Annotated in this window: 25 protein-coding genes and 3 pseudogenes; 16 read left to right on the top strand and 12 right to left on the bottom strand. The window is 67.5% G+C overall.

Going from position 1 to position 26308, the window contains the following annotated elements:
* Positions 1 to 1027 precede the first annotated feature (1027 nt).
* Entirely contained in the window at positions 1028 to 3073 is a 2046-nt protein-coding gene (locus C6361_RS29715) for a right-handed parallel beta-helix repeat-containing protein (RefSeq protein WP_199853120.1), read from the top strand.
* Between the two features lie 229 nt (positions 3074 to 3302).
* On the opposite strand, the gene C6361_RS37755 is transcribed toward C6361_RS29715, so the two are convergent.
* Positions 3303 to 3869, bottom strand: coding sequence for a hypothetical protein (locus C6361_RS37755; protein ID WP_199853119.1), 567 nt, complete (start codon positions 3867 to 3869; stop codon positions 3303 to 3305).
* A gap of 472 nt (positions 3870 to 4341) precedes the next feature.
* Between C6361_RS37755 and C6361_RS38465 the strand changes: the two genes are divergently transcribed.
* The 3 genes and pseudogenes from C6361_RS38465 to C6361_RS38455 all read left to right on the top strand — a co-directional run bounded on the left by C6361_RS38465 (position 4342) and on the right by C6361_RS38455 (position 5572).
* Positions 4342 to 4983: an amidohydrolase family protein gene (locus C6361_RS38465; protein WP_234359089.1), complete on the top strand. Its 642-nt coding sequence runs from the start codon at positions 4342 to 4344 to the stop codon at positions 4981 to 4983.
* A 140-nt stretch (positions 4984 to 5123) separates the two neighbouring features.
* Positions 5124 to 5291, top strand: a pseudogene (locus C6361_RS39310) (amidohydrolase); the annotation flags it as partial.
* 101 nt (positions 5292 to 5392) lie between these two features.
* Positions 5393 to 5572 carry a hypothetical protein gene (locus C6361_RS38455; RefSeq protein WP_234359737.1) on the top strand — a complete coding sequence of 60 codons (180 nt, stop codon included), beginning with the start codon at positions 5393 to 5395 and terminating at the stop codon, positions 5570 to 5572.
* Between the two features lie 47 nt (positions 5573 to 5619).
* Here C6361_RS38455 and C6361_RS29695 read toward each other — a convergent pair whose 3' ends face one another.
* Both C6361_RS29695 and C6361_RS29690 read right to left on the bottom strand, forming a co-directional pair.
* Entirely contained in the window at positions 5620 to 7443 is a 1824-nt protein-coding gene (locus C6361_RS29695) for an FtsX-like permease family protein (protein WP_199853118.1), read from the bottom strand.
* A complete protein-coding gene (locus C6361_RS29690) occupies positions 7440 to 8186 on the bottom strand; it encodes an ABC transporter ATP-binding protein (protein WP_107258766.1) in 747 nt (248 codons plus the stop codon). Before C6361_RS29690 ends, C6361_RS29695 begins: the two co-directional genes overlap by 4 nt.
* 436 nt (positions 8187 to 8622) lie before the next feature.
* On the opposite strand from C6361_RS29690, the gene C6361_RS29685 reads away from it, so the two are divergent.
* From C6361_RS29685 to C6361_RS38450, 3 genes are all read left to right on the top strand, one after another.
* A complete protein-coding gene (locus tag C6361_RS29685; RefSeq protein ID WP_107269752.1) occupies positions 8623 to 10212 on the top strand; it encodes an alpha/beta fold hydrolase in 1590 nt (529 codons plus the stop codon).
* Between the two features lie 185 nt (positions 10213 to 10397).
* Positions 10398 to 11279, top strand: coding sequence for an SDR family NAD(P)-dependent oxidoreductase (locus tag C6361_RS29680; RefSeq protein WP_369930685.1), 882 nt, complete (start codon positions 10398 to 10400; stop codon positions 11277 to 11279).
* A 152-nt stretch (positions 11280 to 11431) separates the two neighbouring features.
* Positions 11432 to 12154 (top strand): Atu4866 domain-containing protein, encoded by a 723-nt coding sequence (locus C6361_RS38450; protein ID WP_107269751.1) that lies wholly within the window; start codon positions 11432 to 11434, stop codon positions 12152 to 12154.
* Positions 12155 to 12792: 638 nt separating this feature from the next.
* Here C6361_RS38450 and C6361_RS37745 read toward each other — a convergent pair.
* On the bottom strand, positions 12793 to 13197 hold the full coding sequence (locus C6361_RS37745; protein ID WP_234359088.1) for a transposase: 405 nt from the start codon (positions 13195 to 13197) through the stop codon (positions 12793 to 12795).
* A gap of 476 nt (positions 13198 to 13673) precedes the next feature.
* Positions 13674 to 13889, bottom strand: a complete 216-nt coding sequence (locus C6361_RS37740; RefSeq protein ID WP_234359087.1) for a hypothetical protein — start codon at positions 13887 to 13889, stop codon at positions 13674 to 13676.
* A gap of 167 nt (positions 13890 to 14056) precedes the next feature.
* Between C6361_RS37740 and C6361_RS39305 the strand changes: the two genes are divergently transcribed.
* From C6361_RS39305 to C6361_RS29640, 5 genes and pseudogenes are all read left to right on the top strand, one after another.
* Positions 14057 to 14380: a DddA-like double-stranded DNA deaminase toxin gene (locus tag C6361_RS39305; RefSeq protein ID WP_369930683.1), complete on the top strand. Its 324-nt coding sequence runs from the start codon at positions 14057 to 14059 to the stop codon at positions 14378 to 14380.
* A 12-nt stretch (positions 14381 to 14392) separates the two neighbouring features.
* Positions 14393 to 14785 carry an Imm1 family immunity protein gene (locus tag C6361_RS29655; protein ID WP_107269749.1) on the top strand — a complete coding sequence of 131 codons (393 nt, stop codon included), beginning with the start codon at positions 14393 to 14395 and terminating at the stop codon, positions 14783 to 14785.
* 561 nt (positions 14786 to 15346) lie between these two features.
* Positions 15347 to 15889 (top strand): transposase, encoded by a 543-nt coding sequence (locus C6361_RS37735; RefSeq protein ID WP_199853117.1) that lies wholly within the window; start codon positions 15347 to 15349, stop codon positions 15887 to 15889.
* A pseudogene (locus C6361_RS38445) lies at positions 15808 to 16200 on the top strand (DDE-type integrase/transposase/recombinase); the annotation flags it as partial. The gene C6361_RS37735 and the pseudogene C6361_RS38445, both read left to right, overlap by 82 nt.
* A gap of 59 nt (positions 16201 to 16259) precedes the next feature.
* Positions 16260 to 16451: pseudogene (locus C6361_RS29640) on the top strand (IS30 family transposase); the annotation flags it as partial.
* A gap of 325 nt (positions 16452 to 16776) precedes the next feature.
* Here the strand turns inward: C6361_RS29640 and C6361_RS29635 are convergent.
* The 7 genes from C6361_RS29635 to sigJ all read right to left on the bottom strand — a co-directional run bounded on the left by C6361_RS29635 (position 16777) and on the right by sigJ (position 22439).
* Entirely contained in the window at positions 16777 to 17295 is a 519-nt protein-coding gene (locus C6361_RS29635; protein WP_107269747.1) for a hypothetical protein, read from the bottom strand.
* Positions 17296 to 17484: 189 nt separating this feature from the next.
* A protein-coding gene (locus tag C6361_RS29630; protein WP_107269746.1) for an IS3 family transposase occupies positions 17485 to 18653 on the bottom strand; the annotation gives its coding sequence in 2 pieces (ribosomal slippage) (positions 17485 to 18366 and positions 18369 to 18653; 1167 coding nt in all).
* A 52-nt stretch (positions 18654 to 18705) separates the two neighbouring features.
* On the bottom strand, positions 18706 to 19188 hold the full coding sequence (locus tag C6361_RS29625; RefSeq protein ID WP_107269745.1) for a DUF4241 domain-containing protein: 483 nt from the start codon (positions 19186 to 19188) through the stop codon (positions 18706 to 18708).
* A 10-nt stretch (positions 19189 to 19198) separates the two neighbouring features.
* Entirely contained in the window at positions 19199 to 19843 is a 645-nt protein-coding gene (locus C6361_RS29620; protein WP_234359086.1) for a hypothetical protein, read from the bottom strand.
* A gap of 189 nt (positions 19844 to 20032) precedes the next feature.
* A complete protein-coding gene (locus C6361_RS37730; protein WP_199853116.1) occupies positions 20033 to 20389 on the bottom strand; it encodes a ribbon-helix-helix domain-containing protein in 357 nt (118 codons plus the stop codon).
* On the bottom strand, positions 20386 to 20769 hold the full coding sequence (locus tag C6361_RS29610) for a hypothetical protein (protein ID WP_159079546.1): 384 nt from the start codon (positions 20767 to 20769) through the stop codon (positions 20386 to 20388). The genes C6361_RS37730 and C6361_RS29610 overlap by 4 nt, the downstream gene beginning before the upstream one ends.
* A 782-nt stretch (positions 20770 to 21551) precedes the next feature.
* The gene (gene sigJ, locus C6361_RS29605; RefSeq protein WP_107269743.1) at positions 21552 to 22439 is read right to left on the bottom strand and encodes an RNA polymerase sigma factor SigJ; all 888 of its coding nucleotides are present in this window, start codon (positions 22437 to 22439) and stop codon (positions 21552 to 21554) included.
* Positions 22440 to 22565: 126 nt separating this feature from the next.
* On the opposite strand from sigJ, the gene C6361_RS29600 reads away from it, so the two are divergent.
* From C6361_RS29600 to C6361_RS29585, 4 genes are all read left to right on the top strand, one after another.
* Positions 22566 to 23714: a serine hydrolase domain-containing protein gene (locus C6361_RS29600; RefSeq protein WP_107269742.1), complete on the top strand. Its 1149-nt coding sequence runs from the start codon at positions 22566 to 22568 to the stop codon at positions 23712 to 23714.
* Between the two features lie 11 nt (positions 23715 to 23725).
* Positions 23726 to 25162, top strand: coding sequence for an MFS transporter (locus tag C6361_RS29595; protein ID WP_107269741.1), 1437 nt, complete (start codon positions 23726 to 23728; stop codon positions 25160 to 25162).
* Between the two features lie 32 nt (positions 25163 to 25194).
* Positions 25195 to 25677 (top strand): carboxymuconolactone decarboxylase family protein, encoded by a 483-nt coding sequence (locus tag C6361_RS29590; protein ID WP_107269740.1) that lies wholly within the window; start codon positions 25195 to 25197, stop codon positions 25675 to 25677.
* Positions 25678 to 25824: 147 nt separating this feature from the next.
* On the top strand, positions 25825 to 26241 hold the full coding sequence (locus C6361_RS29585; protein WP_234359085.1) for an SRPBCC family protein: 417 nt from the start codon (positions 25825 to 25827) through the stop codon (positions 26239 to 26241).
* Positions 26242 to 26308: the final 67 nt, after the last annotated feature.

Below are 26308 nucleotides of genomic sequence, written 5' to 3'. Positions count from 1 at the left end.
GCCGTCCTGTGGCGTGTCGCGTAGCGGCGCGGCGTCGATCATCGAAGTTGGGGCATGGTTGTACCGCAAGCGATCGTTTTGCAGCATCGCCTGGCGACTGGCCCTGTTTGCTGGAGTTGGGGGCAGGTTGGCTGGCGTGCGCGCGTGGCCGTAGGCCGTAGGCCGTAGCCCGTGCGCGCGGCTCGGCGTCGGTCGGGCCGTCTTGATCCTGTAGAGCAGTTTTGAGCCAGTCGGATCTTGGTCGAGGGCCCTGGTTCGGCTGGCTTACTGCTTCGGTGCGCGGTTGCTGCGCGAGCGCTTGGGGGGGAGTATGCCCACCGAAGAAGCTGCCTCCCATAGGTCTTCAGGATCGCTTGGTGCGAGATGAACCTGCCGGGCATGCGCTTGACAGGGGCAGCGCACCTTGTCCCATCTCGTCCGTCTCTCGACGGTGAAGCCGCGTCCTACGAGCGTCGCCAACGCGCTTCTATCCGCGGATCACGGCGGGGTGGGTATTCAGATCTGTTAGTCAAGACACGCACCGTTAAGGGGTATTAATCGTCCTCTTTGACGAGGGTTGCGGTGACTGGTTACGCCCTTTGGATCGCTACGCCAGAATGCCGGAGGACGTGTCGTTGAGCGTCTTGACCGTAACCGGCAGATGCAGGATTCTGTGGGCCTTTTATGGCTATACCGACGGACAGTGTGTGCGATCTGGACGAGTTTAGTCGCGGGAATCGACAGATCGGGCCGGTACCATGCCGCCGGACGATCGCGAGGCGGCAACCGCCGCCGCACGCTCGGGCCGCGGAACCGATTGGTGAGGTGCCGGCGCGGTCGGACCGGAGGACGCCTTGCCGGTCCCTGAAACGAGGCTGTCGACACCGAAGCGCGGCCTGCGCCGACACCAGAACCTACCGACCTTGGCCTCGCAGGACGATGGATGACCTGAGTGCGGTAATGCGGGTGCTCGAGGTGGCTGGGGGGCGGTGATACCACCCCGGGCGGGGGATGGTCGAAACGCGAAAGTTTCCTCTAATCTCCGGCCATGAAGGCATTGGTCAGGCTCGCTGTGGCTGGCATGTTCCTGCTCCTTGGTCTGGCGTCGGCGGCCCCGGCCGCCGCGCACGACGAACGGCAGCCGGTCTATCCGGACGGCACCGGAAGCGTGCCGGCGTACCGCACCGACGGCCCGCGGCTGCTGGTCTGCAAGACCGACGCGGCGGACTTCACCGCCCGGATCGCCGGCTTCCCGGCCGAGCTGCGCACCAGCAACCAGGCGCTGTACGACGAATGCCAGCGCTCCGGCTACCGGCACCTTCAGGACGCGGTGGACGCGGCCCGGCTGCCCGGCACCCGGATCCTGATGCTGCCGGGGGTCTACCGGGAGGAGCCGAGCCTCGCCCCGCCCGCCGGCGCCTGCGCTGAGCTGGACGCCCCCTGGTCCGGCAACCGGCTCTACCAGGTTATGTCCTACGAACAACAGGTGGCCTGCCCGCACGTGCAGAACCTGGTGGCGGTCATCGGCAAGCGGGACCTGCAGATCGAGGGGACCGGCGCCGGTCCGCTGGACGTGATGGTGGACGCGCAGTACCAGAAGCTCAACGCCATCCGGGCTGACCGCGCCAACGGCTTCTACCTGCGCAACCTGACGGCCCAGCGGACCACCTTCAACGCCGTCTACATCCTGGAGACAGACGGTTTCGTCATCGACCGGGCGATCGGCCGGTGGAACGACGAGTACGGGTTCCTCACCTTCGCCGACGACCACGGCCTTTACACCGGCTGCGAGGCGTACGGCAACGGCGACTCCGGTGTCTACCCGGGCGCGGCCTCGAACATCAACGCGGATCGTGGTCACCAGGTCGACCGGTACGCCATCGAAATCACGGGCTGCAAGTCGCACCACAACCTGCTCGGCTATTCGGGGACCGCCGGGGACTCGGTGTGGGCGCACGACAACGAGTTCACGAACAACGCCGCCGGGGTGGCCACCGATTCGGCGTTTCCCGACCACCCCGGCATGCCGCAGAACCACGCGAAGTTCGAGCGCAACGTCATCGGCGACAACAACGAGGACTACTACCGGTACGTCCGGGACGGCACCTGCGCCAAGCCGTACGCCGAGCGGGGTTACGAGGACGGCGTGGTGTGCCCGGCGGTCGGTCTGCCACCCGGCACCGGAGTGATCAACCCGGGTGGCAACTACAACATCTGGCGGGACAACTGGGTGTTCGGCCACGCGTACGCCGGCTTCGTCACCTCGTGGGTGCCCGGCTTCGTCCGGGGCGACACCGGATTCGCGGCCCAGTTCGACACCTCGCACCACAACCGGTACCTCGGTAACCGGCTCGGCGTCCGCCGCGATGGCACGCGGGCACCGAACGGGATGGACTTCTGGTGGGACGGCCAGGGCCGGGGGTCCTGCTGGCAACGCCCGGCGGCCGGCGCCGAGCCGCGGGTGCTGCCGGCTTGCGGCGCCGACGAGATGCCCGCCGGGCTCGGCGTCAACCGCGCGGTCGCCGAGCCCGGCAAGACCCTCAAGCTGTACGTTTGTGCCGACTACTCGCTGTCGGAGCGCCGGATCCCGGCGGGCTGCGACTGGTTCGGGGCGCGTGGGCTGGACCGGATCGAGGTGCGGGCGGCCACCGGCGAGGCGGTGCTGCTGGGCGTGCTAATTCTGGTCCTGTGGGCCCGGCTGGGTCGACGCGATCCACTCTGGACTGCGTCCAGTGCGGTAGCGCTCGCCGGTCTGGTGGTGGGCGTCTTCGGCACCGCGTACGAGGGCACCTGGCTGACCTCCCTTGGCCTGGCGCTACTGGGCGTCGGCTGGCTGGGGGTGGGCTGGTCCCTGCGCCGCACCGGCCGGCGCGGGCTGGGCTGGCTCACCCTGGCGCTCGGCGTGTTCGCTTTGCTCGGCGCCGTCGACCGGGGACTGGTGATGCTGCCAGGCACCCCGGTCGGGCCGGTGTGGCCGCGCATCCTGCTGGAACTGGTCTGGGTGCCGTGGGTCGCCGTCCGGTCGGCACGATCGGTCAGCTCGACGCGGCGCGCACCAGCCGGAGCTGACCGATCTCCGCGGCATTCTTCATGAGTTCGGAGAGTTCACCCCATGCGACCAGGTGGGCGACCGTGAGTTCGGAGTCCTTCGGACTCGAAGATCCGCTTGATGAACCGGGTATGGACGCCACCTGGATCCTCCGTCTGTCCGGGCCGTTGGTCGAAGCTGAGGTGCACCTGTTTTACGGACCGCACGTGGACGTTTCAGCATTCCTGCTCGAACGTCTCGAAGACGGGATGTTCGTCCGGGGGCGAAGACGGCATCACGGGTCAACGGCTGGTCGAGATGCTTGACGGACTCGAACAGGTGAGTCGAGGCGACGCCATCCCGGCCTGGCTGCGCCGACCGTCAGGCCCGTAACCGACGGCCCGCGCGCTATCTGTGGCAGAAGCGGATGGCTGACCGCGCCGTAGTCCATCGGTGCCATCTGTGGCCGCTCATCGACCGGTGGGAAGAGGTCCTCGCCGCTGATTACCAGGCATCCGAACATGTCGCCGAGGACAGTTCGTTGGTGCTCCGTGAGCGGGTTTACGAACACCGCAACGTCGACCCCCGCAGCCCGGGACGCCTGCGCGATTTCGCGGGCTTTGCCGGGGCCAAGCAGTGTCCGCCGTGAGAACGGGGAAGTCATCTTTGCCGCACCGCCGTGCGAGACACCGCGCCGCTGGACGTGCCGGCCCACCACCCGCCCACCATGTGCCTCCACTGAAGCCGCCAGGAAATCGAGCTTTGCGTCGAACTTCTTGTCCTTCGCCGTGAACAGGCCTACCAGCACCACGTCGGCGCCCGCCAGTGTTGAGGTCGGTGGACCGCTTGGATATCGCCTCACGGGGGCATGGTGCCAGACGCCGCGCGCGTATCCGCTCATCGGCATGACAACGCACTCGCCGGGACTGCTGTCGGCGCTGGACGCGGGTGGTGGGGAGCAAGTTGGGAGGAGGTGGGCGCTCCCAATGGCCCCGAACGGCGGTCAACCTGTCTGAGCTGCTCTGATCAGCCCCGCGCTTACCAGGGGCAGTCGTATTCCTGCTGGTCAGAGCGTTGTGGATCATTCCTTGACACGGAAGAGGTCACTGGTTCAAACCCAGTATCGCCCACCAGCTATGTAAGCAGGTCAGACGGCTCGTTACCAGATCATTGGTAACGAGCCGTTTCTTTTCTGCTCCTTACGTTGGGAGCAAACTGGGAGTACATGATCATCTGCGGTGGCCCCGCGACGGCTCAGCTGGACGATCCTCGCCAGAGCCCCGAGGCGTTCGGGCGCGAAGGCGACATCCTCACCGGGACCACAGCATCAAAGCTTGAAGGGTGCCAAAACGAGGTTCCGGTCGCTGACCTGCGGACAGGACGTGATCGTCCTCGACGTCTCCGGTGCCATCATCACACCGGGTTTCGTGGATACCCACCGCCATGCCTGGGAGACGCAGCTGCGGCGGATCATGCCGGACGTCGACGATCTCGGCGGGTACGTCACCACGACCCTGATGGGATACGCGCCGGCCTACCGCCCGCAGGACATGTATGTCGGCACGAAGCTGGCGGCGCTGACAGCCATCGACAGCGGCGTCACCACCATGTTCGACTTCTCGCACAACTCCCGAAGCACCGCCCACTCCGATCAAGCGGTCCAGGCGCTGCTCGACACCGGTATCCGGGGGATACACGCGGCCATGGGACCGCACTTCGGCGACTGGGACAGGCAGTGGCCGGCCGACGTGGCACGGCTGCAGAAGCAGCACGACAGCAAGCTGCTCACCTTCCGCCTGGCCACCCTGCCCACCGGAGAGATCGCCGGCCCGATCTGGCCTTCGGCCCGCGGCTGGCACAGACGGCCCGGGAACTGGGCATCGGCGTCAGCGTCGACGCTGTCTTCGGCACTGCCTCCTCGCAGGCGATCCTGGCCTGGGAGCGCCAGGGCCTGCTCGGCCCGGACGTCACCCTGATTCACTCCACCGGACTGACTTCCGAGGCGTGGCGTGCCATCGGAGACACCGGCACCACCATCGCCCTGGCTCCCACCTCGGACGCGCAGATCGGCTTGGAGACGGCGATTCCCACCGTCGACGAGGCCCTGGGCGCCGGTGTGCGGCCGGGCCTGAGCATCGACGTGGAGGTCGCACTGGCCAGCGACATGTTCACCCAGATGCGCGCGCTGCACGCCATTCAGCGGATGCGGGCGGTCAATGCCGCCTACGGCACCGGCGCCGAGCCCCGGCGCATCAGCACCTTCGACGTGCTCGACTTCGCCACCTTGCAGGGCGCCCGTACCAACGGGCTCGGTGACGTGACCGGATCGCTGACCCCTGGAAGCAGGCCGACCTACTGGTCATCAGGGCGCAGGACACCAACAACATGCCGCTCAACGACGCCGTGGGCACCGTCGTGCCGGGTTCGGATGCCCGCAACGTCGACACGGTCTTCATCGCCGGACAGGTGCGCAAGTGGGCGGGCGACTTGCTGGATGTCGATCTCGCGGCGCTGCGTGACGAGGCCGCCGCGTCCCGTGATCGCATCCTGAACGCCCGCGCCTGAGTTCGCAGCTGCACTGCCACCGTTGGCGCCGATGTAGGGTCACCTGGTCACTCGCGTGCCCCGGCCAGCGCGATCGGTGCGAGCCGGGTGGCAGCGAGAGTCGTCCACACGCTGGTCGCGCCAACCGCTAGGAAGGCTGAGGGGATCGTCAGCCAGACGATCCCCCACGGGGCCACCAGTGTGCCGGCGACTCCACTGATGCCGATCAGGGTGGCCAGTGCCCCGAGCAAGCCCAACAGCAGGCCAGTGACCGTGACGATCGCCGATTCGAGCAGGGCGCTGGCCACCACCTGGCCGCGGCTGTAGCCGGTGAGCCGGGCGACGGCGAACTCGCGGCGGCGTTCCCCGGTGCCAATGACGACCGCGTTGATCACGCCGATCGCGGCGTAGATGGTGGCCATGCCGAGGACCACCTTCATCACGCCGGCGTTGAGGCTGTCCTGCGCGCTGTCGGTGTGCGCGATCCAGTCGTCAAGGGTGAGCACCGGCTGCGGCAGGGTCCTGGCCACAGCCGCGGACTCCGCGCCGGGCTCAAGCCGGACGATGGCCCGCGCGGGACCGAGCGCGGCCGGCGGGACGATGTCTTGCGGCAGCAGGTATTGCGGGCCACCGTTGAGGGTCGGCGGGAGTACGGCCACCACGCGCGCGGTGAGGTCCCGGCCACCGACACGGATCGGCACGCTCGCGCCGAGGTGTCCGCCGGCCGCCGCGACGGTGAGCCCGTGCAGATCGGCGTACGAGCCGGCGAGCAGTGGCAGCCGGTGGGCCTGCTGGTATGCGGCCGGATCCACGGCGAGCGCCTCTACGTCGTCGGTCTCGGTGTCCGTGTCGCCGCCGTAGTGGGTGACGGTGGTGACCCGGATGGTCAGGGCGTACTCCGTCGAGGCGGCGGCGACGCCGGGAGTGCCCGGGGTGACCGGGCCGGCGGCAACCAGGTCACCGCGCAGGTCGGCGGCCAGGCGGTGATGCGCACCGGCGGAGAGGCTGCCGAAGGTGCCGGCCAGCCCGATCAGCAGGGCGACCAGGACCAGCAGGGGCGCGGCGGTGGACGAGCTGCGACGTACGCCGTCACGCAGGTTGGCCCGGGCGAGCCCGCCAACGGTGGTGCGGCCGGCGAGGCTGCCGATGAGGCGGCCGAGCACCGGGACGACGACCGGGCTCAGTGCGCTGAGCCCGAGAGCGAGCGCGACGGTGGCGTTGATCGACAGCGGAATCGCTCCGTTGGGGTTGTCCACGGCCGTTGCGATCGTCATCAGGATGAGGGCGACGACGGTCAGCAGGGCGCCAACCAGCCAGCGGGCGGCGGTCATGACTTTCCCGGCGGCGCCGGTCTCCCGCAGGGCTTCCAGCGGGCGCACGCGGGCAGCGCGTCTTGATGCGGCGAGTACGCCTGCCTCGGCGACGCCGATGCCGATCCCGCTCGAGACCCAGAGCACCCAGCCATGCCAGGCCGCGGCGAACGAATCGGGCAGGAATCCGAGGTGGGTGAGCAGCGCCGTCTGCAGACTCAGCACAATCTGCCCGGCCGGGACGCCGAGGACAGTGCCGACGATGCCGAGTAGCAGTGCCTCGGCGAGCAGCAGCCGCCGGAGCTGGCCGCGGCTGCCGCCGATCAGGCGCAGCAGGGCGAGGTCGCGGCGGCGCTGGGCGATGGTGAAGGCGAACGTCGCGCTGACGACGAAGATCGCCAGGAACACCGACACTCCCAGCGCCAGGCCGAGCACCGCGATCGCTTCGCCGTATCGGCCAGCCGAGGCGACGATCAAGAGCGATGACTGGACGATGGCGACGCCGAGCATGACGGTGATGATGGCGCCGGTGAACAGCTGCCAGCGTTCGCGGAAGGTGGCGATCGAGAGCGTGAGCATCATGCCTCCAGGGCGGCGAGCCGATCGGCGACCTCGTGGACCGAGGGCCGGACGAGGCGCCCGACGATGCGCCCGTCGGAGAGGAAGACGACGGAGTCGGCGCTAGCGGCGGCGGCCGGGTCGTGGGTGACCATGACGATGGTCTGCCGCGCGGAGTCGACCATCGACCGCAGCAGGCCCAGCACCGTGCGCGCGGAACGGGAGTCGAGGGCGCCGGTCGGCTCGTCAGCGAACAGCACTGCAGGCCGGGTGACCATGGCTCGGGCGATGGCGACGCGTTGCTGCTGGCCTCCGGAGAGCTCGCGCGGCCGGTGCCGTAGGCGTTCGCCGAGCCCCACATCGGTGAGGATTTGCCGCACGTCGTTCATCGACACCTTGCGGCCGGCCAGCCGCAGCGGCAGGGCGACGTTCTGCTCGGCGGTGAGGGAGCCGACGAGGTTGAAGCTTTGGAAGACGAAGCCAACCTCTTGGCGCCGTAGCCGAGTGAGCTCGCGCTCGGAGGCGCCGGCCAGGTCCCGGTCGCCGAGCAGCACCTGGCCGCTGGTAGGCCGCTCGAGGCCGGCGGCGCAGTGCAGCAAGGTGGATTTCCCGGAGCCGGATGGCCCCATGACGGCCGTCCAGGTGCCGCGGACGAACCCGATGCTGACCCCATCGAGAGCGGAAGCCCGCGCTTGCCTGCCGCCATACACCCGGACCACGTCACGCAGCTCGACGGCCGTGCCCGCCCGTGTCTGAAGCTCGTTCATGCGAGAAACCTATGAAGGAGCAGGGGCCGCGCACGTCACCCAGCGGTGGACAATCGGCGTAGCTCGCGCGGGGGATGCGGGGATCCAGCCTCCATGAATGGCGTGACCGGCTTGGCGAAGGAAGCCGCCCGCAAGCCGCACCGGGGGCCGTCGGCCAACTCGGGGCGCGCTCGCCGCGGGCGCGGATGCAGGCGTGAGATAGCGCTACCGCGAGCACGCGGCCGACCAATCCAGAGTGGGCGGACGGTGTGGCGGTTTAGCCGTCTATCGGGTAGGCACTTCCGTGTTCGACGAATCTCTATCCCCCGTGCGAGCTACATAAGGCTGTCCACGCCGGGGTGATGTGAGCCGCTTCCCGTTCTCGATAGCTTCGTCGCCAGCAACACGGGCCGCCGGGTGAACGCGGTCCGCCGAGCCGAATCGAAGGACGAAGGCGATGAACAAGACACGTGGTGTCGAGGTATCCGACCGGCCACGGGGCCGCCGGTTCGCCACGGCTCTGACGGCCGCCACACTGGCTGTGGCCGGCGCGACCGCCTGTAGCGACGCCGCGCACGAGGAAGACCGCCCGGCGCCCGCGGACCAGGCGAAGGCCGCCGCGATCAGGTGGGGCCCCTGCCCGGAGGCGGCGAAGGGAGTAGCCCGGAATCCCAAGCTGACTTGCGCAACGGTCAAGGTCCCGCTGAGCTATGACAGGCTGGACGGCACGTCGATCGAGGTGACGATCTCCCGGCTGGCCGCCGCCGACCCCGAGAAGCGGCACGGCGTTCTGCTGCTGAACCCGGGCGGTCCCGCCCTGTCAGGTCTCGACATGCCCGGCACGATGGCACCGACGCTGCCGAAGTCCGTCCGCGACGGCTACGACCTGATCGGCTTCGATCCGCGCGGCGTCGCGCACAGCACCCCGCAGAGCTGCGGCCTCGAGGTCGCCAGCGTGCCAGGGTACTTCCCCTATCCCGAGGCGAACGGCTCGATCGACGCGAACGTCGAACTGGCCCGCTCCGAAGCCCAGAAGTGCGCCGCCACGGCCGGGGAGAACCTGCGGTACTTCAACACCGCCAACACCGCTCGTGACCTGGACCGCATCCGCGAGGCGCTCGGCGAGAAGAAGATCTCCTACTGGGGCCAGTCCTACGGCACCTACCTGGGTGCCGTCTACAGCTCACTGTACCCGGAGCAGACCGACCGCATGATCCTCGAAGGCAACATCGACCCCACCAAGGTCTGGTCCGGCGAGATCGAGGGCTGGGGCAAGAGCATGGCCGAACGGTTCCCCGACGCAGCCGCCGTCGCCGCGGCGCAGAACGGCGCCCTCGGGCTCGGCGGCACCGTCGACGAGGTCACCCGCACCTATCTCGCGCTCGCGGATCGGCTCGACCGTAAGCCGGCGCCGGTTCCGGGCACCCAGCAGTCCATGGACGGAGCGATCCTGCGCACCACCACCTACGCGCTGCTCCTCAACAACAAGACCCTGCCGACCCTCGCACAGGTCTGGAAGGCCGCCGCGGACCTCGCGGACGGTCACCTCACCGCGGCCGACGGCGAAGTGCTCAAGCAGGTGTTTGCCGAGACGCCGCCCACCCCGGGCGTCCCCGCGGACAACCAGGCAACCATGTTCCTAGCACTCGCCTGCGGTGACGCCGAGTGGTCCCACGACGTTGCCGACTACGCCACCCGCAGCGCCGCCGACCGCAAGGCCTGGCCACTCACGGCGGGCATGCCGGCCAACATCTGGCCATGCGCCTTCTGGAAGGCCCCGATCGAGAAGCCAGTCACCGTGACCGACAAGGGCCCCGGTGACATCCTGATCCTGCAGAACCGCCGGGACCACGCCACATCGTGGGACTCAGGACAAGGGCTGCACAAGGTCCTCGGCGACCGTGCCGCCTTCGTCGGTGTCGACAACGGCGGGCACTACGTCTACAACGAAGGCTCGGCCTGCGCCGACGGGGCCACCGTCGACTTCCTGAACACCGGCCATCTACCGGACAAGGACGTCTTCTGCACCGACGTCAAGCAAGCCTGACATGACCGGCGCGGGCGGCCTTCCTCATCGGAGGTCCGCCCGCGTGGCCCGACCACATCCATCCCCTCGGCCGCGCTGCGATCGGCCCGGCTGCGGCGCACCGGGCAGCGGCTCCGTGCCCGCCCCGACGCCGACGACCCCGCATCGTGCTCGTGCCGTAGACGTTGCGATCCCGGATGGACCCTGTGGCATCCGCGCTGGGTTCTGTTCATCACTTGGAATCTGGAGGGACATCCGGCATGACCGGACAAAACACGATTGTCATCACCGGTGCGAGTTCGGGCATCGGGCTCGCCGCTGCGGAACAACTCGCCGCCCGGGACGACCAGGTCGTCCTGGTCGGCCGCGACGAGCGCCGCCTGGCCGCCGCCGTCGATCGGGTGCGGACGGCCGGGCGCGGGATCGAACCGGGCCACTTCCAGGCCGACTTCGAACGACTGGCCGACGTACGGGCGCTCGCGGATCACCTGTTGTCCACGTACCCGCAGATTGATGTCCTGGCCAACAACGCCGGCATGGTCGCGATGTCCCACCGGACCACTGTGGACGGCCACGAGGCCACCATCCAGGTCAACCACCTGGCCCCCTTCCTGCTCAGCAACCTGCTGCGGGAAAGGTTACGCGGTGGCCGGATCGTGAACACCTCAGTGCGCCCCGGCCCCGGTGTGCGGCTTGACCCGGACGATCTGAACGACGAAGGGCAGCGCTACAAGGGCGTCGCGGCGTACCAGAACTCCAAGGCGGCCAACGTGCTCTTCGCGATGGAAGCCGCACGGCGATGGCCCGACATCCTGAGCCTCAGCCTGCACCCCGGGCTGGTCCGGACCGACATCGGCCGCGACACGGCGCTGCGGTACGTCTTCCGCTACGCACCGTTGCTGATCAGCCCAGAAAGGTCCGCCCGGCGCTTGGTACGACTCGCCACAGCATCGGCCGCCGAACTGACCAATGGCGCCCTCTACGGCTCCGGCAAACCCATCGCGCCAAACCCCCGCCTCTTCAACCCGGTCAACGCGGCGCGGCTCTGGACAACCTCCGAGGAAGCCGTCACCGACCCGGCGACGTAACCGACCGTGTTGAGCCGCTATGCGGTGCTGCATGCGGAAGACGTCGAGTACCTGACGCACCGTCTCGCTGGCCGCGACCAGCCGAAGCCCCGGGCTTACCGCCGTTAGGGCCTCACCCCAGCACCACCGACGAAACGAAAGCAGATACCGACATGACCACCACACCCTGGCCAGCGCCGCGCCGCGACGACGAGGTCCTGCACGCCCTACGTGACCCGCAAGGGCGCCCGCTGCTGCTGACCGGCGGCACCGTGATCACCGGCGATCCGCTGCTGGGCGACTGGCAGGAAGCCGACGTCCTCATCGGCGGCACCGTGATCGTGGGTATCGGCCCCGGCCTGCTGACCGCAGCCGGGGACGACAACATGATCGTCATCGACTGCGTGGGCACCCTGGTCCTGCCCGCGTCCGCCGACTTCACCGCCCCGCGCGCCGGTGCGACCCTCACCCCCGGCCAGGCCGCCGACATCGCCGTCCTGCGCTTGGCCGACGCCCCCGGGACACCCGCCGGCGCGGTGCCGGCCCGCGGCACCCACCTCGATGTCCTGGTCACCGGCGGAAAGATCCGCCTCTACGACGGCCGCCCCCTCGATACGGCCCGCACCACCGAGCCAGCCCCCGAGGGCGCGCCCGTCCACGACCCGGCGCACCCGTTCCTGGGGATGTGGGTCGACGACAACGACTTCGTGCGGCAGGAACTGCTGCCCGACGGGCGTTACGACGAGGCACGCGGGGACCGCCCCAGCGCCTACCAGGGCCGCTACTGGATCAACGGCAACCGCATCGACTACCTCGACGACCTGGGGTTCTGGGCCTTCGGCGAATTCCAGGACGGCAGCCTGCACCACGCCGGATACCGCTTCACCCGCCGCTGACCACGCCACCCCAAGTCCTTCCCCGGCCGATCGCACCTCCCTCGTGCGATCGGCCGGCCCGTGCCCCCGGAGTCCGCATGTCCCGTCCCACCCTCGCCCCCGGTACGCGGCCAAGACCGACGCACCGCTCCCACCTTCTGACCGGGCCAGCGGCACTGCGGCAATCGCGCTGCTGACCTCGCTGAGTGTCCTGGTCGTCGGCCAGATGTACACCGTCCTGGCCCTGCTCCACCCCATGGCCCGCTCCCTGAACACCACACCCGAGAGGATTACCTGGACCGCCACCGCGTGCAGGCCGAGCGTAGGTCGCCGGAGGCCGCGCCTGGGCGGTCGGTTCTTGTGCCGGCGGAGCCGGCGCCACAGCCGGAGATCGCCGACCGGCTCGACCTGCGGATATGTTTCGCGGTCGACATCATCGGCTTCACCCCTCGCTCCGGTCCAGGCAGGGCGCTGGCCCAGCAGCGGCTCATTGATATCCTGCCCCGTACGCTTGGCCGGCTGAAGTTGAACCTGAATGATCTGCCCTGGCAGGGCGTCGGCGACGACATGAAAGTCATACTCCCAGCCAATGAACAGCTACATCATGTACTGCCAGGCTTACTCGACGGTGTACCTGCCGGAAATGTCATCCGGTCAGGTCAGGCCGCATGTTCGTACTCGTGCAGGATGCCGCCGAGGCGGTCACGACGACGGATGTTCAGGCGGTCGAGTCTGTGCGGGTCGGTGATCGGTTCGGGTAGCGGTGTGAGTGGTCGGCCGTTGGCGGTGCCCTGATGCGGGCGGTGCTCGTTGTAGAAGATCTCGTACTCGCGCAGCGTATGTAGTAGGTGCCGCTGGTTGAGGATCAGTGTCCGGTCGAGGAGTTCGCGGCGGCTGGTCCGTACCCAGCGTTCCATGATCGCGTTCATTCGGGGTATCCGGACGCCGGCGTGTACCACGGTGATGGCGGCGTTGGCGAGAATCGTGTCGAACGCGGCCGGGTACTTGCCGTCCCTGTCGCGGATCAGGTACTTCACCGGGCAGCCTGCGTCTTCGAGGTCCATGACCAGGTTGCGGGCGATCTGGGCTACCCACGCCGCGGTCGGGTGCGCAGTCGCACCGAGGATCCGGACCCGGCGGGTGGCATGGTCGATGACCGCGAGGACGTAGAGGCGGGCCCCGGTCAGCGTGGTCGTCTCGAAGAAGTCGGCGGCGATGACGGCCTGTGCCTGGGTGCGCAGGAACGTGGCCCACGTGCTGGTGGTGCGTTCGGGTGCCGGTTCGACACCCGCTTGGTGGAGGATCTCCCAGACGGTGGACGCGGCGACCTTGACGCCCAGTACGAGCAGTTCGCCGTGGATCCTGCGGTATCCCCAGGTGTTGTTCTCCCGGGCCAGGCGCAGGACCAGCCGTCGGACCGACTGGACGGTTCGTGGCCGTCCGGCCTGGTGGGGGCGGGAACGCCGGGCGTGCCGGCGAGCGGTCAGATCCCGGTGCCAGCGCAGGACCGTGTCCGGGCTTACCAGTAGCCGCAGGTGGTTCAGTACGCCGCGCGGTAGCGGGTGTAGTAGGGCTGCCAGCCACGCCGGTCGGCTGGGGTGAACCGGACCCGGTCACTGTGCAGTTGTCGTTGCAGGACCATGATCTGGTGCCGCAGTGCGATGATCTCTGTGTCCTTGTCGCGGTCACTCATCGGCAGCAGCCGTAGTAGGGCGAGCGCATTGGTGACGCCGAGGTACGCCAGTCGAAACAGCACACCTCATCGTCGCGCAGTGCTCGACGCAGACGGAACATCGCGATCCAGCCAAGAGATTTCGCGTCTCCACCGGCGGCTTCCACCTCGATCATGAAAATGTCTGTGACCAGGACGGATGAGATTGTCGGCACCCACAGGGTGGACTGGGTGACCGGCTCCCTGCCTTCGTGGACGGTGGAGACACGTTGGGCATCTTTTCTCGCGGAGGTATTGAGCGGGACCTCGCCAGCGGAGTTGCGGGTCCTGCAAGTAGCCTTCCTAAAGGCACGCCTGGCTTCAATGGTCTTGTAAAGAGTCATGTTGAAGGGCATGCGGCTGCGCTAATGAGACAAAATGGAATTCCGAACGCTGAGCTGTATATCAACAGAGTGCCGTGCGGTTCAGGTAATGGCTGCGCAGCGATGTTGCCGCATATGCTTCCGGAAGGTGCCACCCTCCGCGTATATGGGCCGAACGGGTACGATAGAACCTTCACTGGACTTCCGGACTGAGGGGGCTTAACCATGGCAGCGATCACGTGGGGCGACAGCGCCAGCGAGGTGGCCGTCGTCTCCGCCGATGACTTGAGAGGCAGGCTGATTGAGTTAGCCAACCATGCCGCAGCGCGTCCATTTATTGTTGATGTGACCATTGAAAACGGCGACACCATAAGCATCGCTCTGGGACGAGAAGTGTCGGTCCTCAACTTTACTTCGGCATCCAAGAAGCCGCCCTATCTCGCCAGTGAGGGCCGTCGGCCGAGGCCCAACGATGGCGTCGTCAGGTTCGTATATTTTGGTTCAATGACAGAGTTTCCGGAATGGCAGGCTATATCCAGTAGTGATGCGCTGGAGGCGGTATGCAGTTTCGTTGCTGCCGGAACTCTGCCGACAAATATTTCTTGGAGTGAGGTATAACGGCGCGTTGCCACGTGAGCGAGCATCACGGAGAGTAGCGGCTTAGCGTTGCCGGTTCAGAGCTTCGTCCCGGTTTGCTCATGTTGCCGTCACGGCGCGTAGGCGAGTCGAGACGAGAGCCTGATCGACACGGTCGTGGACCTCCTCGTGTATAGCCTGAAGTACCTCACCTTTCTCACCGACCAGGGCCCAAAGGTCGACCAGCTCCTGTTCGGCGCCAATCCGACCTTGGAAGCGCCCTCGCACTGACGGAACCGCAGCGCTTGATTGGCTCCTGCGAACGCTCGACACCACCCCACTAGCGATTCCAACTGTGGACCTCAGCGAGACGACCCGGCGTACCATCGCGGCGTACGAACGACTCGAGCGCCTGGTTCGCCGGAAGCCCGATCCGGCCGAGTTTGGAGAGCGCGCAGAACTCGCCCGAGCGCTGATCGGTGCGACGACCGTGCTCCTTGGTGCCGTGTGAGTTCCCCCGCTTTGACGGAGCGGTTGATGTTCCCCGGGTTTGGTGGAGTCGGTTTGGTTGACTTTCGTGCGTTTCACTCGTTGAGGAGAGACGTGCCGAAGAGTTACCCACCCGAGTTCCGTCGCAAGGTCCTTGATCTACTGAAGGCCGGCCGATCGGTGGCCGACCTGGTCCGGGACCTGCAGATCAGCGACCAGACCATCTATACCTGGCGTCGCCAGGAATTGATCGACACCGGGCAGCTACCCGGTATCACGTCGAGGGACCAGGTCGAGCTGGTCGCCGCGCGGCGTCGTATCGCCGAGTTGGAAACCGAACTCGCGGTCCACCGTCGTGCCGCCGAGTTACTCAAGGAGGCGGTGCCCCCAAAAGGCCGGTACGCGGCCATCAAACAGATGGCCGCTGAGGGCCTGCCGGTCAACGTGGGCTGCCGGGTCTTGAGGGTGTCCGTGTCGGGCTATTTCGCCTGGCTCGACCGACCGCCATCGGCACGGGCGTTGCGGCACGCCTGGCTGACCGAACGGTCCGGGCGATCCACGCCGCGTCTCGAGGCGTGTACGGCGCCGGCCGGGTCCACGCGGAGCTGCGACTCGGGCAGGGCATCGTCGTCGGCCACAACGCGGTGGAGATGCTGATGCGCCGGGCCGGGATCAAAGGCCTGCCCCACCGACGGCGCCCCCGACCGAAGCACCAGACCCCGACCGCGGCCGACCTGGTCAACCGCGACTTCACCCGTGGTGAGCCCAACCGGCTGTGGGTTACCGACATCACCGAACACCCGACCAGGGAGGGCAAGGTCTACTGCGCGGTCGTGCTGGACACCTACTCGCGGAAGGTCGTCGGCTGGTCAATCGACGCTACGCAGACCGCCACCCTGGTCACCAACGCGCTGGGCATGGCGATCAGCAACCGCCAACCGCAGCCGGGCACGATCATTCACTCGGATCACGGAGTCCAGGGCGGATTCAACCGGTCGTCGCAACACCTTGTCGGAGAGGTGGAGCGATGGGTGTTGGGCCGGGGCAGCGGCGGGTTCGGGAGTATCGGGGACAGATTCCTTCGCCGGGACGGCCGACGGTGGCGTGGCGTGAGGACCGGGTCAAGTTCTGGGCTGCGATCTGTTCCGGTGTGATGACCGAGGACGCGGCTGCGGCGGCGGGCGTGTCCTCGCCGGTGGGGTTCCGTTGGTTCCGGCACCGTCGGCGCGGGGCTTGCGGCCCTGGCTGGACTTGAGTCGGCCAGGACGCCGCCGACGATGAGGTCGGCATCGGCGTTGAGGTCCGCGTTGCCGTCGAACGACATCCCTATGGTCGCCGTCCCGATCGGCAGTAGGCGCTCGAGGGCGACGTCGCGCATCGCGATGAGATCGGTGCCGTAGACGCTTGGCGGCGGTCGGGGCGGGCCGATCCCTCGACAGACACCACAAATGCACGAACTTCGCCAACGGATCGAGGCCACCTGGCCGGACGAGGAGTTGACCGCCAACCGGGCGACAGACTGACAGCCGACCGTCACGAGCCGATCAACCCGTATGCGTCGATAACCGGCCGACCGCTCCGAAGCTGATCATCCGGTACCCGTCGATCAACGTGGCCGCCACACTCCAACAAGTGACCAAGAAGAACTTCGCAAGCAGCGGAGCCGGATTCGCCGTCTTCGTACTCCTCATCTGCTGCGGCGGTCTCAGCGCCATCGGGGCGATCGACAGCGCCCTCAGCGACGACACGCCAACGAGTGGCCAGCCGTCGGGGGCACACGGCGTCGCTACCGGCGCAACCCAACACGCCACGACCAGCCCGACCGGCGGCGCAACAGCAACTCCGACGCGGCCCGCCACCGCCGCACCGGTCCCGGCGAGGACCACCAGCAAGCCGACTCCGCGAATGACCACGGCCAGACCGAAGCCGAAGAATACGACCAGGAAGCCGTCTCCGGCGGTCCGGATCGGCGTCAGACCAGGGGCGTTCTGTTCGCCCAGCGGTGCGCTCGGTCGCACGTCCACGGGAAAGCTGATGGTGTGCAAGTCGTCAGCGACGGACATCCGGCGGCGATGGCGTGCCGCCTAGCTAAACGTCGCGGGCTCTGATACGGGTGGTGCCGGGCTCGGTCGCGGCGCCACCACGCCCATGTCCAGCTGGGCCGCTACGCCTCACTGTGAGGATGATTCCACTAGGGAATGGGTCTGCTGCACCGTTAGGGGGTCTGCTGCACCGTTAGGTGACAGCTCAAGTCACGCCGCCTGACTGGCCGGTGGGGTCATGATGGTCTCGAACTCAACAGGGGTCAACCGGGACAGTGACCGCTGTCGTCGACGGCGGTGGTAGGTGCGCTCGATCCAGTTCACGATCGCGATGCGCAGCTGCTCCCGTGTCCGCCAGGTGCGCCGGTCGAGGACGTTGTTCTGCAGCAGGCCGAAGAACGACTCCATGGCGGCGTTGTCGCCCGCGGCGCCGACGCGGCCCATCGAGCCGACCATCCGGTGCCGGGCCAAGGTCCGGCACACCTTCCTGGAGCGAAATTGCGACCCTCGGTCGGTGTGCAGGATGCAACCGGCCAGGTCACCACGCCTCGCGGCGGCGTTGTGCAACGCAGCCACGGCCAGCCGCGACTTCATCCTGCTGTCGATGGAGTAGCCGACGATCCGGTTCGACCAGGCGTCCTTGATCGCGCAGAGGTAGAGCTTGCCTTCACCGGTGCGGTGTTCGGTGATGTCGGCAAGCCAGAGCCGGTTCGGCCCGTCGGCGGTGAAGTCGCGGCGTACGAGGTCGTCGTGTACCGGCGGACCTGCCTTGCCGCCCGTGCCGCGCCGCTTACGCTTGCCGAATGCGCTGAACCAGCCGTTACCGGAGCAGATCCGCCACGCGGTCCGCTCCGCCATCGCCTGCCCACCCGCGCGGGCCTCGTCGGCCAGGAACCGGTAGCCGAACTCGGGGTCGTCGCGGTGGGCGTCGACCAGCGCGTTCGCTCGGTACGCCTCGGTCACCTCGGCGTCGGTGACGGGTTGGGCCAGCCACCGGTAGTAGGGCTGGCGAGCGATCTTCAGCACCCGGCACGTCACCGCGAGGGGGATCCCGTCGGCGGCCAGCTCGCTCACGAGCGGGTAGATCCTTTTCCCGGCAGGTTCGCCTGCGACAAGTAGGCCGCAGCCCGACGCAGGACCTCGTTCTCCTGCTCCAACAACTTGTTACGGCGCCGCAACTCCCGCAGCTCCGCCGACTCGCTGCGGCTCACGCCCGGCTTGGTGCCGCCCTCGACATCGGCGGCACGCAGCCACTTGAACAACGTCATCGGGTGGACCCCGAAGTCCTTGGCGATCTGCCCGACGGTCACGCCCGGGTCGCGGTCACGGGCGACCCGCACGACGTCGTCGCGGAACTCCTGAGGGTAGGGCTTGGGCACGGTGGCATCCTTCCAGGCCGCCCAGAGGGCAAGCCAGATCAGATGTCACCTGTCAGTGCAGCAGACCCTCCGGGACCTGCGCCGGGATGAATACCTCGTCCAGCCTCTCGCAGTCCCACTGGCTGAGCGCCTCGATGGCGAGTTGGTCGGCCAGCGTCCCGGTGCCCGCATCGACCGCGTAGCCGAAGAAGTCCTCGGCATCGAGTGTGGCCACGTCCTGGCCCGGTAGTAGCGCCATGCTCCAGGTCGCCGCCGGCTCGTCGACCACCACCAACTGCAGGGCGGTGATCCGTCGCTGCCATTCGCATCCGTCCCTGTGTAACACGGCTATCCAGGCCCGCAGCTGGTAGCGGCCCGGTGCCACCGCGTCGACGAACGGCGTGGTGTGCGCCACCAGCGGATCGCACGCCACCACGTTGCCCGTTGGCAGTACCACCGGCCCAAGCTCGCACGGCTCGACGTGGTAGGCGATGCCATCTCGCTCCACCCGATACGACGCCGTCAACACCACACCAAGATCCGGCACGTAGGGCACGCAGCGCAGCCTAACGGCCTGCGGCAGGTCGGCACTCCTGATCTTGGCGTTCTGGGCGGGACGGAGGAATCTCAACCCAGGAGGGATTGCGGCTCGGCGACCACGGCCCGAACAGCGACTCGTACTCCTCACCAGTCTCGATGGTTAGAAGGAAGTTAGGTTCGCTCCCGGCCACCGCATCACGCAAGCGGGCCAGCAGCAGCGGGACAGTCGCCAGGTCCAACGACAGTGCTCTCGCGAGTTGGATCCGCTTAGCGCCAAGCTCCGGCTGGTCTCTGAACTCGTCGCGCTGCAGGTGGTCAGCCGCGGACTGCATGGTCACCAGATCCCCGCCGCCGGAGAATTTCAGGCAGTCCCACCAGGAGGGTAGCCCGATCATGACCTCCAAGGCTTCGGCAAGGCTATGGCCGATAAGGCCGGCCTGCCCTTCCGAACTGGCGTACAAGACCGGACGGATCGAGCGGCGCTCACCACAGAGGAAGAACGTGCCGCCAGTGAAGTCACCTGCTATGCCCTCCAGGACCTGCCTGGACAACAGCCGGACAGACTCGACGTGATCACCGCGTGTGAGGTCAAACTCGCAAACATCCCGCAGCAGTTCGGCGAGCCCTGGGTCTCGGCGAACCATGTCCAGGATCTCGTCATCGCTCTTCACGCGGCGGACGATAACAGTCAGCCTGGTCCGCAATCCCGTCGGACTGCGCCCTGATGAGTACTGGGCCACGGTCATCTGCCGGGCGGGCCGCATGGACTTCCAGCGAGTAGCCGGTTACACGTCCACCGCAGGTGTTCCCCCCAGGTTTCGACTCCGTGAAACCCGGGGAACATCAGGCCCCAAGGTTCCCTATGCCGCGTCGGCCTGGCTTTCGGTGGTGCGGAGGGTCACGATGCGGCGAAGCACGTCAAGGGCGTGTTCGGCTTCGTCTTGGCTGACGGGTGTTGTGCGAGCGGTGATGTATCTGGTCAGGGCATCACGGATGATGTCGGATCGGCGGGTGCCGGCTTGGTCGGCGAGGTGGTCGAGCTGTCCCACAAGTGCGACGGGTAGCCGGATGCTGACCAGCATCATGGGTGTCTCGGGTACGGCTGCGGACGCGGGCGCTTCGGTCATGGACCTGATGACCGGTGCCAGACTCTCGGTGTTCTGGAACCATGCGATGACCTCGTCTTTGGTCATCTGGTCGAAGTTCGGCTCGGTCACAGGACTCGCCTCCTCCACTCGTCGAGGTCTGTGCCCTGGAGGGCACGGGCTCCTATGATCTTGTATGTCTGGGTGGCGCCGATGCGGTCGCACAGCGTGGCGATGACTCGACCGCTATCGGCCATGCCCATGACGATGAGCAGTAGGTCCCCGAGGGCGCGTTCGTAGCGTAGGCCCAGCGGGGCGTACAGCGCCTGGGTCGTCTCGTCCACGCCGATGCCGTTGCGGCGTGCGTTGGCCAGGCCCTCGTCCGTCCATACGTACTCCCGCTCCGGCACCTCATCACGGTAACACATCGTAATACGCTGGGCCTGGGGCGAGCTGGGCCTCTGCAGTTCGAGTATCCGGTCGTAGGCGCTGACGTGGGACGGGTCGATCACGCTGGCGAGGATTGCCATCGTTGGTGCTCGGGTCCGATCACCGTTACGGAGAGCAGGTTGGGAGCGGTGGCGCGCTCCCAGTGGCGCTGAGCCGCGCTCAACTGGCCTGGCCTGCGGGTATCGTCTCTGCCCAATCCACGGTCGGTCACGTCGTTGCTGGTCAAAGGGTTGCGGGGCGTTCCTTGACACGGAAGAGGTCACTGGTTCAAACCCAGTATCGCCCACTAGCTGTATAAGTGGGTCAAATGGTCCGTTACCAAATCATCGGTAACGAGTCATTTTGTGGTCGCTCCTTACGTTGGGAGCAAACTAGGAGCACATGATTATGCAGGTGGTTCCGCAGCGGTCCTCTGGGCCCGAGCGGGCTCTGTTGCGTTGCCGGTTGCTGATCATCGCCGGACACGCCTTCATGCAAGACCTGCGACGCGGACACTACGAACTCGGACACGAAGCGCCACCGACGCTCTGCGTCGCCGCAACGTTCACTGAACTCGCCCAAACGATCTGAATCCCGACCGGGATCCGCGGTTCGACATGTCTACCGACTCGAGAACGCAACGGCCCCCTTGGCCCCACCCTCATGATCGAAATTCCATGTCCAGCGCGACGTGCTGTAATCGGATGGCATACGCACCGTCGTGATCGCGTACCCGCTGCTAGTCGATGAGCGAGCACCCGATCTTCGCGGGTGGCTGTGCCCGTCCGTTTTACCATCCTGCGGGCCAGGAGCCGTCGACGAGCGAATTAGGATCTTGTTGCCGATGAAAGACGGATGGCGGGATTCACGACTGCAGTTTGGTGAGATCGAGTTGGGCGAGCCGGTCGGGGTCGGACAGGATGTCGATCGCGGCGAGGCTGCCGTCGGCGACGGTGAAGCTCATCACCGAGATGAGTCGGTCGTCGACGGTGTTGACCAGGCCGGCGATCCCGTTGATGAGGGCCGGACGCGTGTGCGAGGTGGTGGCCATGCGCTGGAAGGTGGCGAGTTGGCCGGCCACGGCTGCGGCACCACGGATGATCTTCATGCCGCCGTTGAGTACGCCGCCGTCGGCGCGCAGCACCACGTCCGGGTCGAGGATGGCCAGCAGCGCGTCGAAGTCGCCGCCGCGGGCGGCGGTCAGGAAGGCGTCCACCACGCGACGCTGACCGGTCAGATCAGGATCCGGGCTCGGGGTCGCGCCGCGGACCCGTTGGCGTGCACGGCTGGCGAGTTTCTTGGCGGCCACGGGTGTGCGGTCCACGATCGGGGCGATCTGCTCGAACGGCAGGCCGAACATGTCGTGCAGCACGAACGCCAGCCGTTCGGCCGGCGTCAGCGACTCCAGCACCACGAGCAGGGCCAGTCCTACCGAGTCGGCCAGCAGCGCCTGCTGCTCCGGGTCGGCGCCGGTTTCCCGGCTGACCACCGGATCCGGTAGCCGATCCTCTATCGGCTCTTCACGGCGTGCTTTGCGTGCGCGAAGCATGTCCAGACACACCCGGCCCACCACCGTGGTCAGCCAGCCGGCGAGGTTGTCGATGTCGTCGGCGTCGGCGCGAGCCAGGCGCAGCCAGGCCTCCTGCACCGCGTCTTCGGCGTCGGTCAGCGAGCCGAGCATGCGGTAGGCGACCGCCTTCAGATGGGGACGATGGCCCTGGAACTGCACGGCCAGAAAGTTGTCGGCGTTCACGGTGAAGTTTCCCTCTCCTCGACTGCGTCGTACCGCTGACGCGGCAGTCCGCGAAAAGGTGACCGGTCACCATCACCGATCGGGATCCGTCATGACGGCGATCATTCGAACGAGAGGTTGCTGATCATGAGTCATCCGGAAGTGTACGGCTATGTCGCGGAAGGATTCGCCCAGGTCCGCGAGGAGTACGCGGCGGTGGTCGCCGAGCAGGGCGGCCAGGTGGGGTCGCAGCTCGCCGCCTATGCGGGCGGCCGACTGGCCGTCGACCTGTGGGCGGGGCCGCAGGTCAGCGGTGACACGCTGACGGGGGTCTACTCGTCCACGAAGGGCGCCGCGACGGTGGTGGTGGCGTTGCTGGCGCAGGAGGGGATCGTCGAGGTCGATCGGCCGGTGGCCGGGTACTGGCCCGAGTTCGCCGCCGCCGGCAAGGACGCGATCACGGTACGCGACGTACTCACCCACCGTTCAGGTGTGATCGGCGTCGACGGCGGGCTGACCGCCGCGGAACTGGCCGACGACGCGATGACCGCCCGCCGGCTGGCCGGGCAGCGGCCGTACTGGAAGCCGGGTTCGGCGTACGGCTACGGCGGTTTCGTCACGTTCGCCGTGATCGCCGAGGTGGTTCGGCGGGCGACCGGTCAGTCGCTGCAGCAGATGTACGAGGAGCGCGTCCGTGTCCCGTACGCATTGGATCTTTATCTGGGGTTGCCGGAGGCGCAGGAGGAGCGGTTCCTGCCGATTCAGTGGTGGTCGGCCACACCGGAGCAGGAAGCGGCGTTCTGGGCGAACGTGCCCGGCCCGCACAGCATCACCGGCATCGGCTACGGGCTCAACAGCACGCCGCCGCTGGACCAGGTGGCCTTCGCCAACACCCGTGCGGTACGCGGGAACGGCCCGTCCTCCGCCGGTGGAGTGGGCAGCGCACGCGGTCTGGCGGGCCTGTACGCCGCGGCCGTCTGGGGCTGCAACGGCCGGCCCTCGCTGCTCACGCCCGACACCATCGGGAAGTTCGCCATGCTGCATTCCACCGGCGGCGACCTGGTCCGGGGAAAGCAGGGCAACTACGCGCTCGGATTCCAAGCCAAGGGCCTGCGCTACCCGTTCCTCAGCGCGAACGCGTTCGGACACGACGGCTCGGCCGGCTCCGAGTCGTTCGCCGACCCACACAGCGGCATCGCGTTCGGCTACACCCGGCGCCAGTTCGGGTTCGGCTGGTCCTATCCCGAACACGACCGGCTCGCCGCCGCCGTCCACCACGCCGCCACGAGCGACTGAGGAACGCACACATGACCTCGTACACCGGACATCGTGAACGAAGCGGCCCGGCACTGCTGGTGATCGCCGCCGCGCAACTGCTGATGGTGATGGACGGCACCATCGTGACCGTCGGCCTGCCGGTGATCGGCAACGGACTCAAGATCGCCGAGGCCGACCTGGACTGGGTTCTCACCGCCTACGCCCTGGCCTTCGGCGGCCTGCTGCTGGCCGGCGGCCGCACCGGCGACCTGTTCGGCCGCCGCAGAATGCTCCGCATCGGCCTGCTGGTCTTCCTGGCCGCCTCACTACTAGGTGGCCTGGCCGGCAACGGCGGCGTCCTGATCGCCGCCCGGGTCCTGCAGGGCGTCGGCGCCGCGATCGTCGCCCCGGCAGCGTTGTCACTGCTGGCCGACACGTTCCCCGCCGGGCCGCAACGCAACAAGGCACTGGGCGTGTACGGGGCGATGGGCGGCCTCGGCTCGGTGGTCGGCCTGCTGCTCGGCGGCGCCCTCACCGAATACCTGGGCTGGCGATGGATCATGTTCATCAACATCCCGATCGTCCTGCTGGTCCTAGCCGGCACCACCGCCGTGGTACCCGGCACCCGCGAACGCGGCGGGATCGACCTGCCCGGAGCGACCACCGTCACCGTCGGCCTCGGGTCGCTGGTCTACGCCATCAACCGCGCCGGATCCCACGGCCTCGGCGACCGCCTCACCGTGACCTTCGCCGCGACCGCCGTCGCGCTGCTCACCGCGTTCGTGTTGATCCAGCACGGCGCCCGCAGCCCGATGCTGCCGCGCCGGGTACTCAGTGACCGCGACCGGCTCGGCGTCAACCTGGTGATGCTGCTGATGGGCGCCGGGCAACTGGCCACCTTCTACTTCCTCACCCTGTACATGCAAACGATCAAGCAGTACTCGCCGATGATCACCGGGCTGGCGTACCTGCCGTTCGCGATCGGTGTCGGCATCGGCTCCGGACTCATCGGCCCGGCACTGCAGGCCCGCACCAGCACCCGCAACATCCTCGCGATCGGCATGGCGGTGGCCGCCGCGGCGATGGGCTGGTTCAGCCTGCTTACCCCGGACCAGAACGCTGTGCTCGTGCTGCTGCCCGCACAACTGCTCGGCGGCATCGGCCTGGGGATCGGCTTCGTCGCCGCCACCATCGGCGGCGTGCACGGCGTCGCACCCCAGGACTCAGGCATCGCCTCCGGGCTGGTCAACACCAGCCAGCAGATCGGCGGCGCCGTAGGACTGGCCGTCCTGGCGAGCATCGCCACCACGAACCAGCCACCCGGCACGCCCCTGCCCGAGGCGCTCACCGGCGGCTACACCGCCGGCATGCTCGGCGCGGGCGCGTTCTACCTGACCGCCATCCTCGCCACCGTCCTGCTGCCGATGCGCGAGCCGGGCCGCCTGCAGGCGGTCACCTTCGCCACGCCGGATCCGTCAGAGCGATGAGAGACCACCAAGATTCAGAAAGGTACGCCACCATGCGCGAACTCCAGTCACGTCTGCCGAACCCCATGCGACTCGTCCCCGAGCTGGGCGAGATCGGCGGCGCCCTGTTCAAGGCCACCGGCAACGGTTCCGTGCCGCAGACCACCATCAGCCTGCTCCAGCTGCGCGCCGGACAGATCGTCGGCAACGACTACCTGACCAGCCTGCACACCGGCAACCTCCGCAAGGCCGGCGAACCCGAGGACCGCATCGCCGCTGTAGCGTCCTGGCGCGACGCTTCCTCCTTCACCGACGCCGAACGCATCGCGCTGATGCTGGTCGAAGCCGTCCTCACCGCCAACCCGACCGGTGAACGCGTCAGTGACGACCTGTACGCCGAAGCGAGCCGATACTACGACGACAAAGCCCTCGCCACGCTGATCATGGCCATCGGCCAGGTCAGCTTCTTCATCCCGCTGGCCCTCATCGGCAAGCCGCTGCCCGGTGTATCCCCGGCGCAGCAGTGGAGGGAGTGATACTCCGCCGGGCTCAGGGTGAGGACAGGCAAGGCGCCTCACCCTGAGTACACGGTGCGAAGCGGTGTTTAGAAGAGGGCATCTGATTGGCAGGGTTGGGGTGGTTTCGGGCGACGGGCGTGAATGGGGCGCGGTCCAGCCGAGCTCGTGTTCGACACCTCGCTTGCCGTCGATGTCCACACCGCCTCCATGGCAGTCAGCGGTGAACGGGCCATCGGCGGCGTGACCACCGGACAGCTGAAGCTCGGCGACGAGGTGACCTGGCAGGCACGACACCTGGGCCGATCTTGGAGAATGACCTCACGGATCACCGCCTATACCCGGCCAAGGTACTTCGTCGATGAACAGATCTCCGGACCGTTCGCCGTGTGGTGGCATGCCCACTACTTCGAACCACAGACCGACGACGCGACGCTCATGCGCGACGTCATCGACTTCGCCGCACCGTACGGTCTACTCGGCCGGCTCACCGAAGCCCTGCTACTCGACCGATACATGACCGAGCTCATCACAGTCCGAAACCAGCACCTCGCAACGATCTGCCAAGCCCACCGATCGACATAGACCTCGCTGCCGACCACGCCAACGACAAGCGAGATCACTTCTCAACACGCTCTTGGAGGACCGTTTG

It is taken from the genome of Plantactinospora sp. BC1 (genome assembly GCF_003030345.1).
Classification (GTDB): Bacteria; Actinomycetota; Actinomycetes; order Mycobacteriales; family Micromonosporaceae; genus Plantactinospora.
The sequence above is the reverse complement of the archived record's forward strand: the minus strand, read 5'-3'. Positions and strand labels throughout refer to the sequence as shown.

Bases quoted from the DNA above. Each gene is read 5' to 3' on its own strand.
- C6361_RS29715 (WP_199853120.1), top strand. From the start codon at position 1,028: ATGAAGGCATTGGTCAGGCTCGCTGTGGCTGGCATGTTCCTGCTCCTT.
- C6361_RS38455 (WP_234359737.1), top strand. From the start codon at position 5,393: ATGCCGCTCAACGACGCCGTGGGCACCGTCGTGCCGGGTTCGGATGCC.
- C6361_RS29695 (WP_199853118.1), bottom strand. From the start codon at position 7,443: ATGATGCTCACGCTCTCGATCGCCACCTTCCGCGAACGCTGGCAGCTG.
- C6361_RS29690 (WP_107258766.1), bottom strand. From the start codon at position 8,186: ATGAACGAGCTTCAGACACGGGCGGGCACGGCCGTCGAGCTGCGTGAC.
- C6361_RS29685 (WP_107269752.1), top strand. From the start codon at position 8,623: ATGAACAAGACACGTGGTGTCGAGGTATCCGACCGGCCACGGGGCCGC.
- C6361_RS38450 (WP_107269751.1), top strand. From the start codon at position 11,432: ATGACCACCACACCCTGGCCAGCGCCGCGCCGCGACGACGAGGTCCTG.
- C6361_RS37745 (WP_234359088.1), bottom strand. From the start codon at position 13,197: ATGGACCTCGAAGACGCAGGCTGCCCGGTGAAGTACCTGATCCGCGAC.
- C6361_RS29655 (WP_107269749.1), top strand. From the start codon at position 14,393: ATGGCAGCGATCACGTGGGGCGACAGCGCCAGCGAGGTGGCCGTCGTC.
- C6361_RS29635 (WP_107269747.1), bottom strand. From the start codon at position 17,295: ATGTCCGTCGCTGACGACTTGCACACCATCAGCTTTCCCGTGGACGTG.
- C6361_RS29600 (WP_107269742.1), top strand. From the start codon at position 22,566: ATGAGTCATCCGGAAGTGTACGGCTATGTCGCGGAAGGATTCGCCCAG.
- C6361_RS29595 (WP_107269741.1), top strand. From the start codon at position 23,726: ATGACCTCGTACACCGGACATCGTGAACGAAGCGGCCCGGCACTGCTG.
- C6361_RS29590 (WP_107269740.1), top strand. From the start codon at position 25,195: ATGCGCGAACTCCAGTCACGTCTGCCGAACCCCATGCGACTCGTCCCC.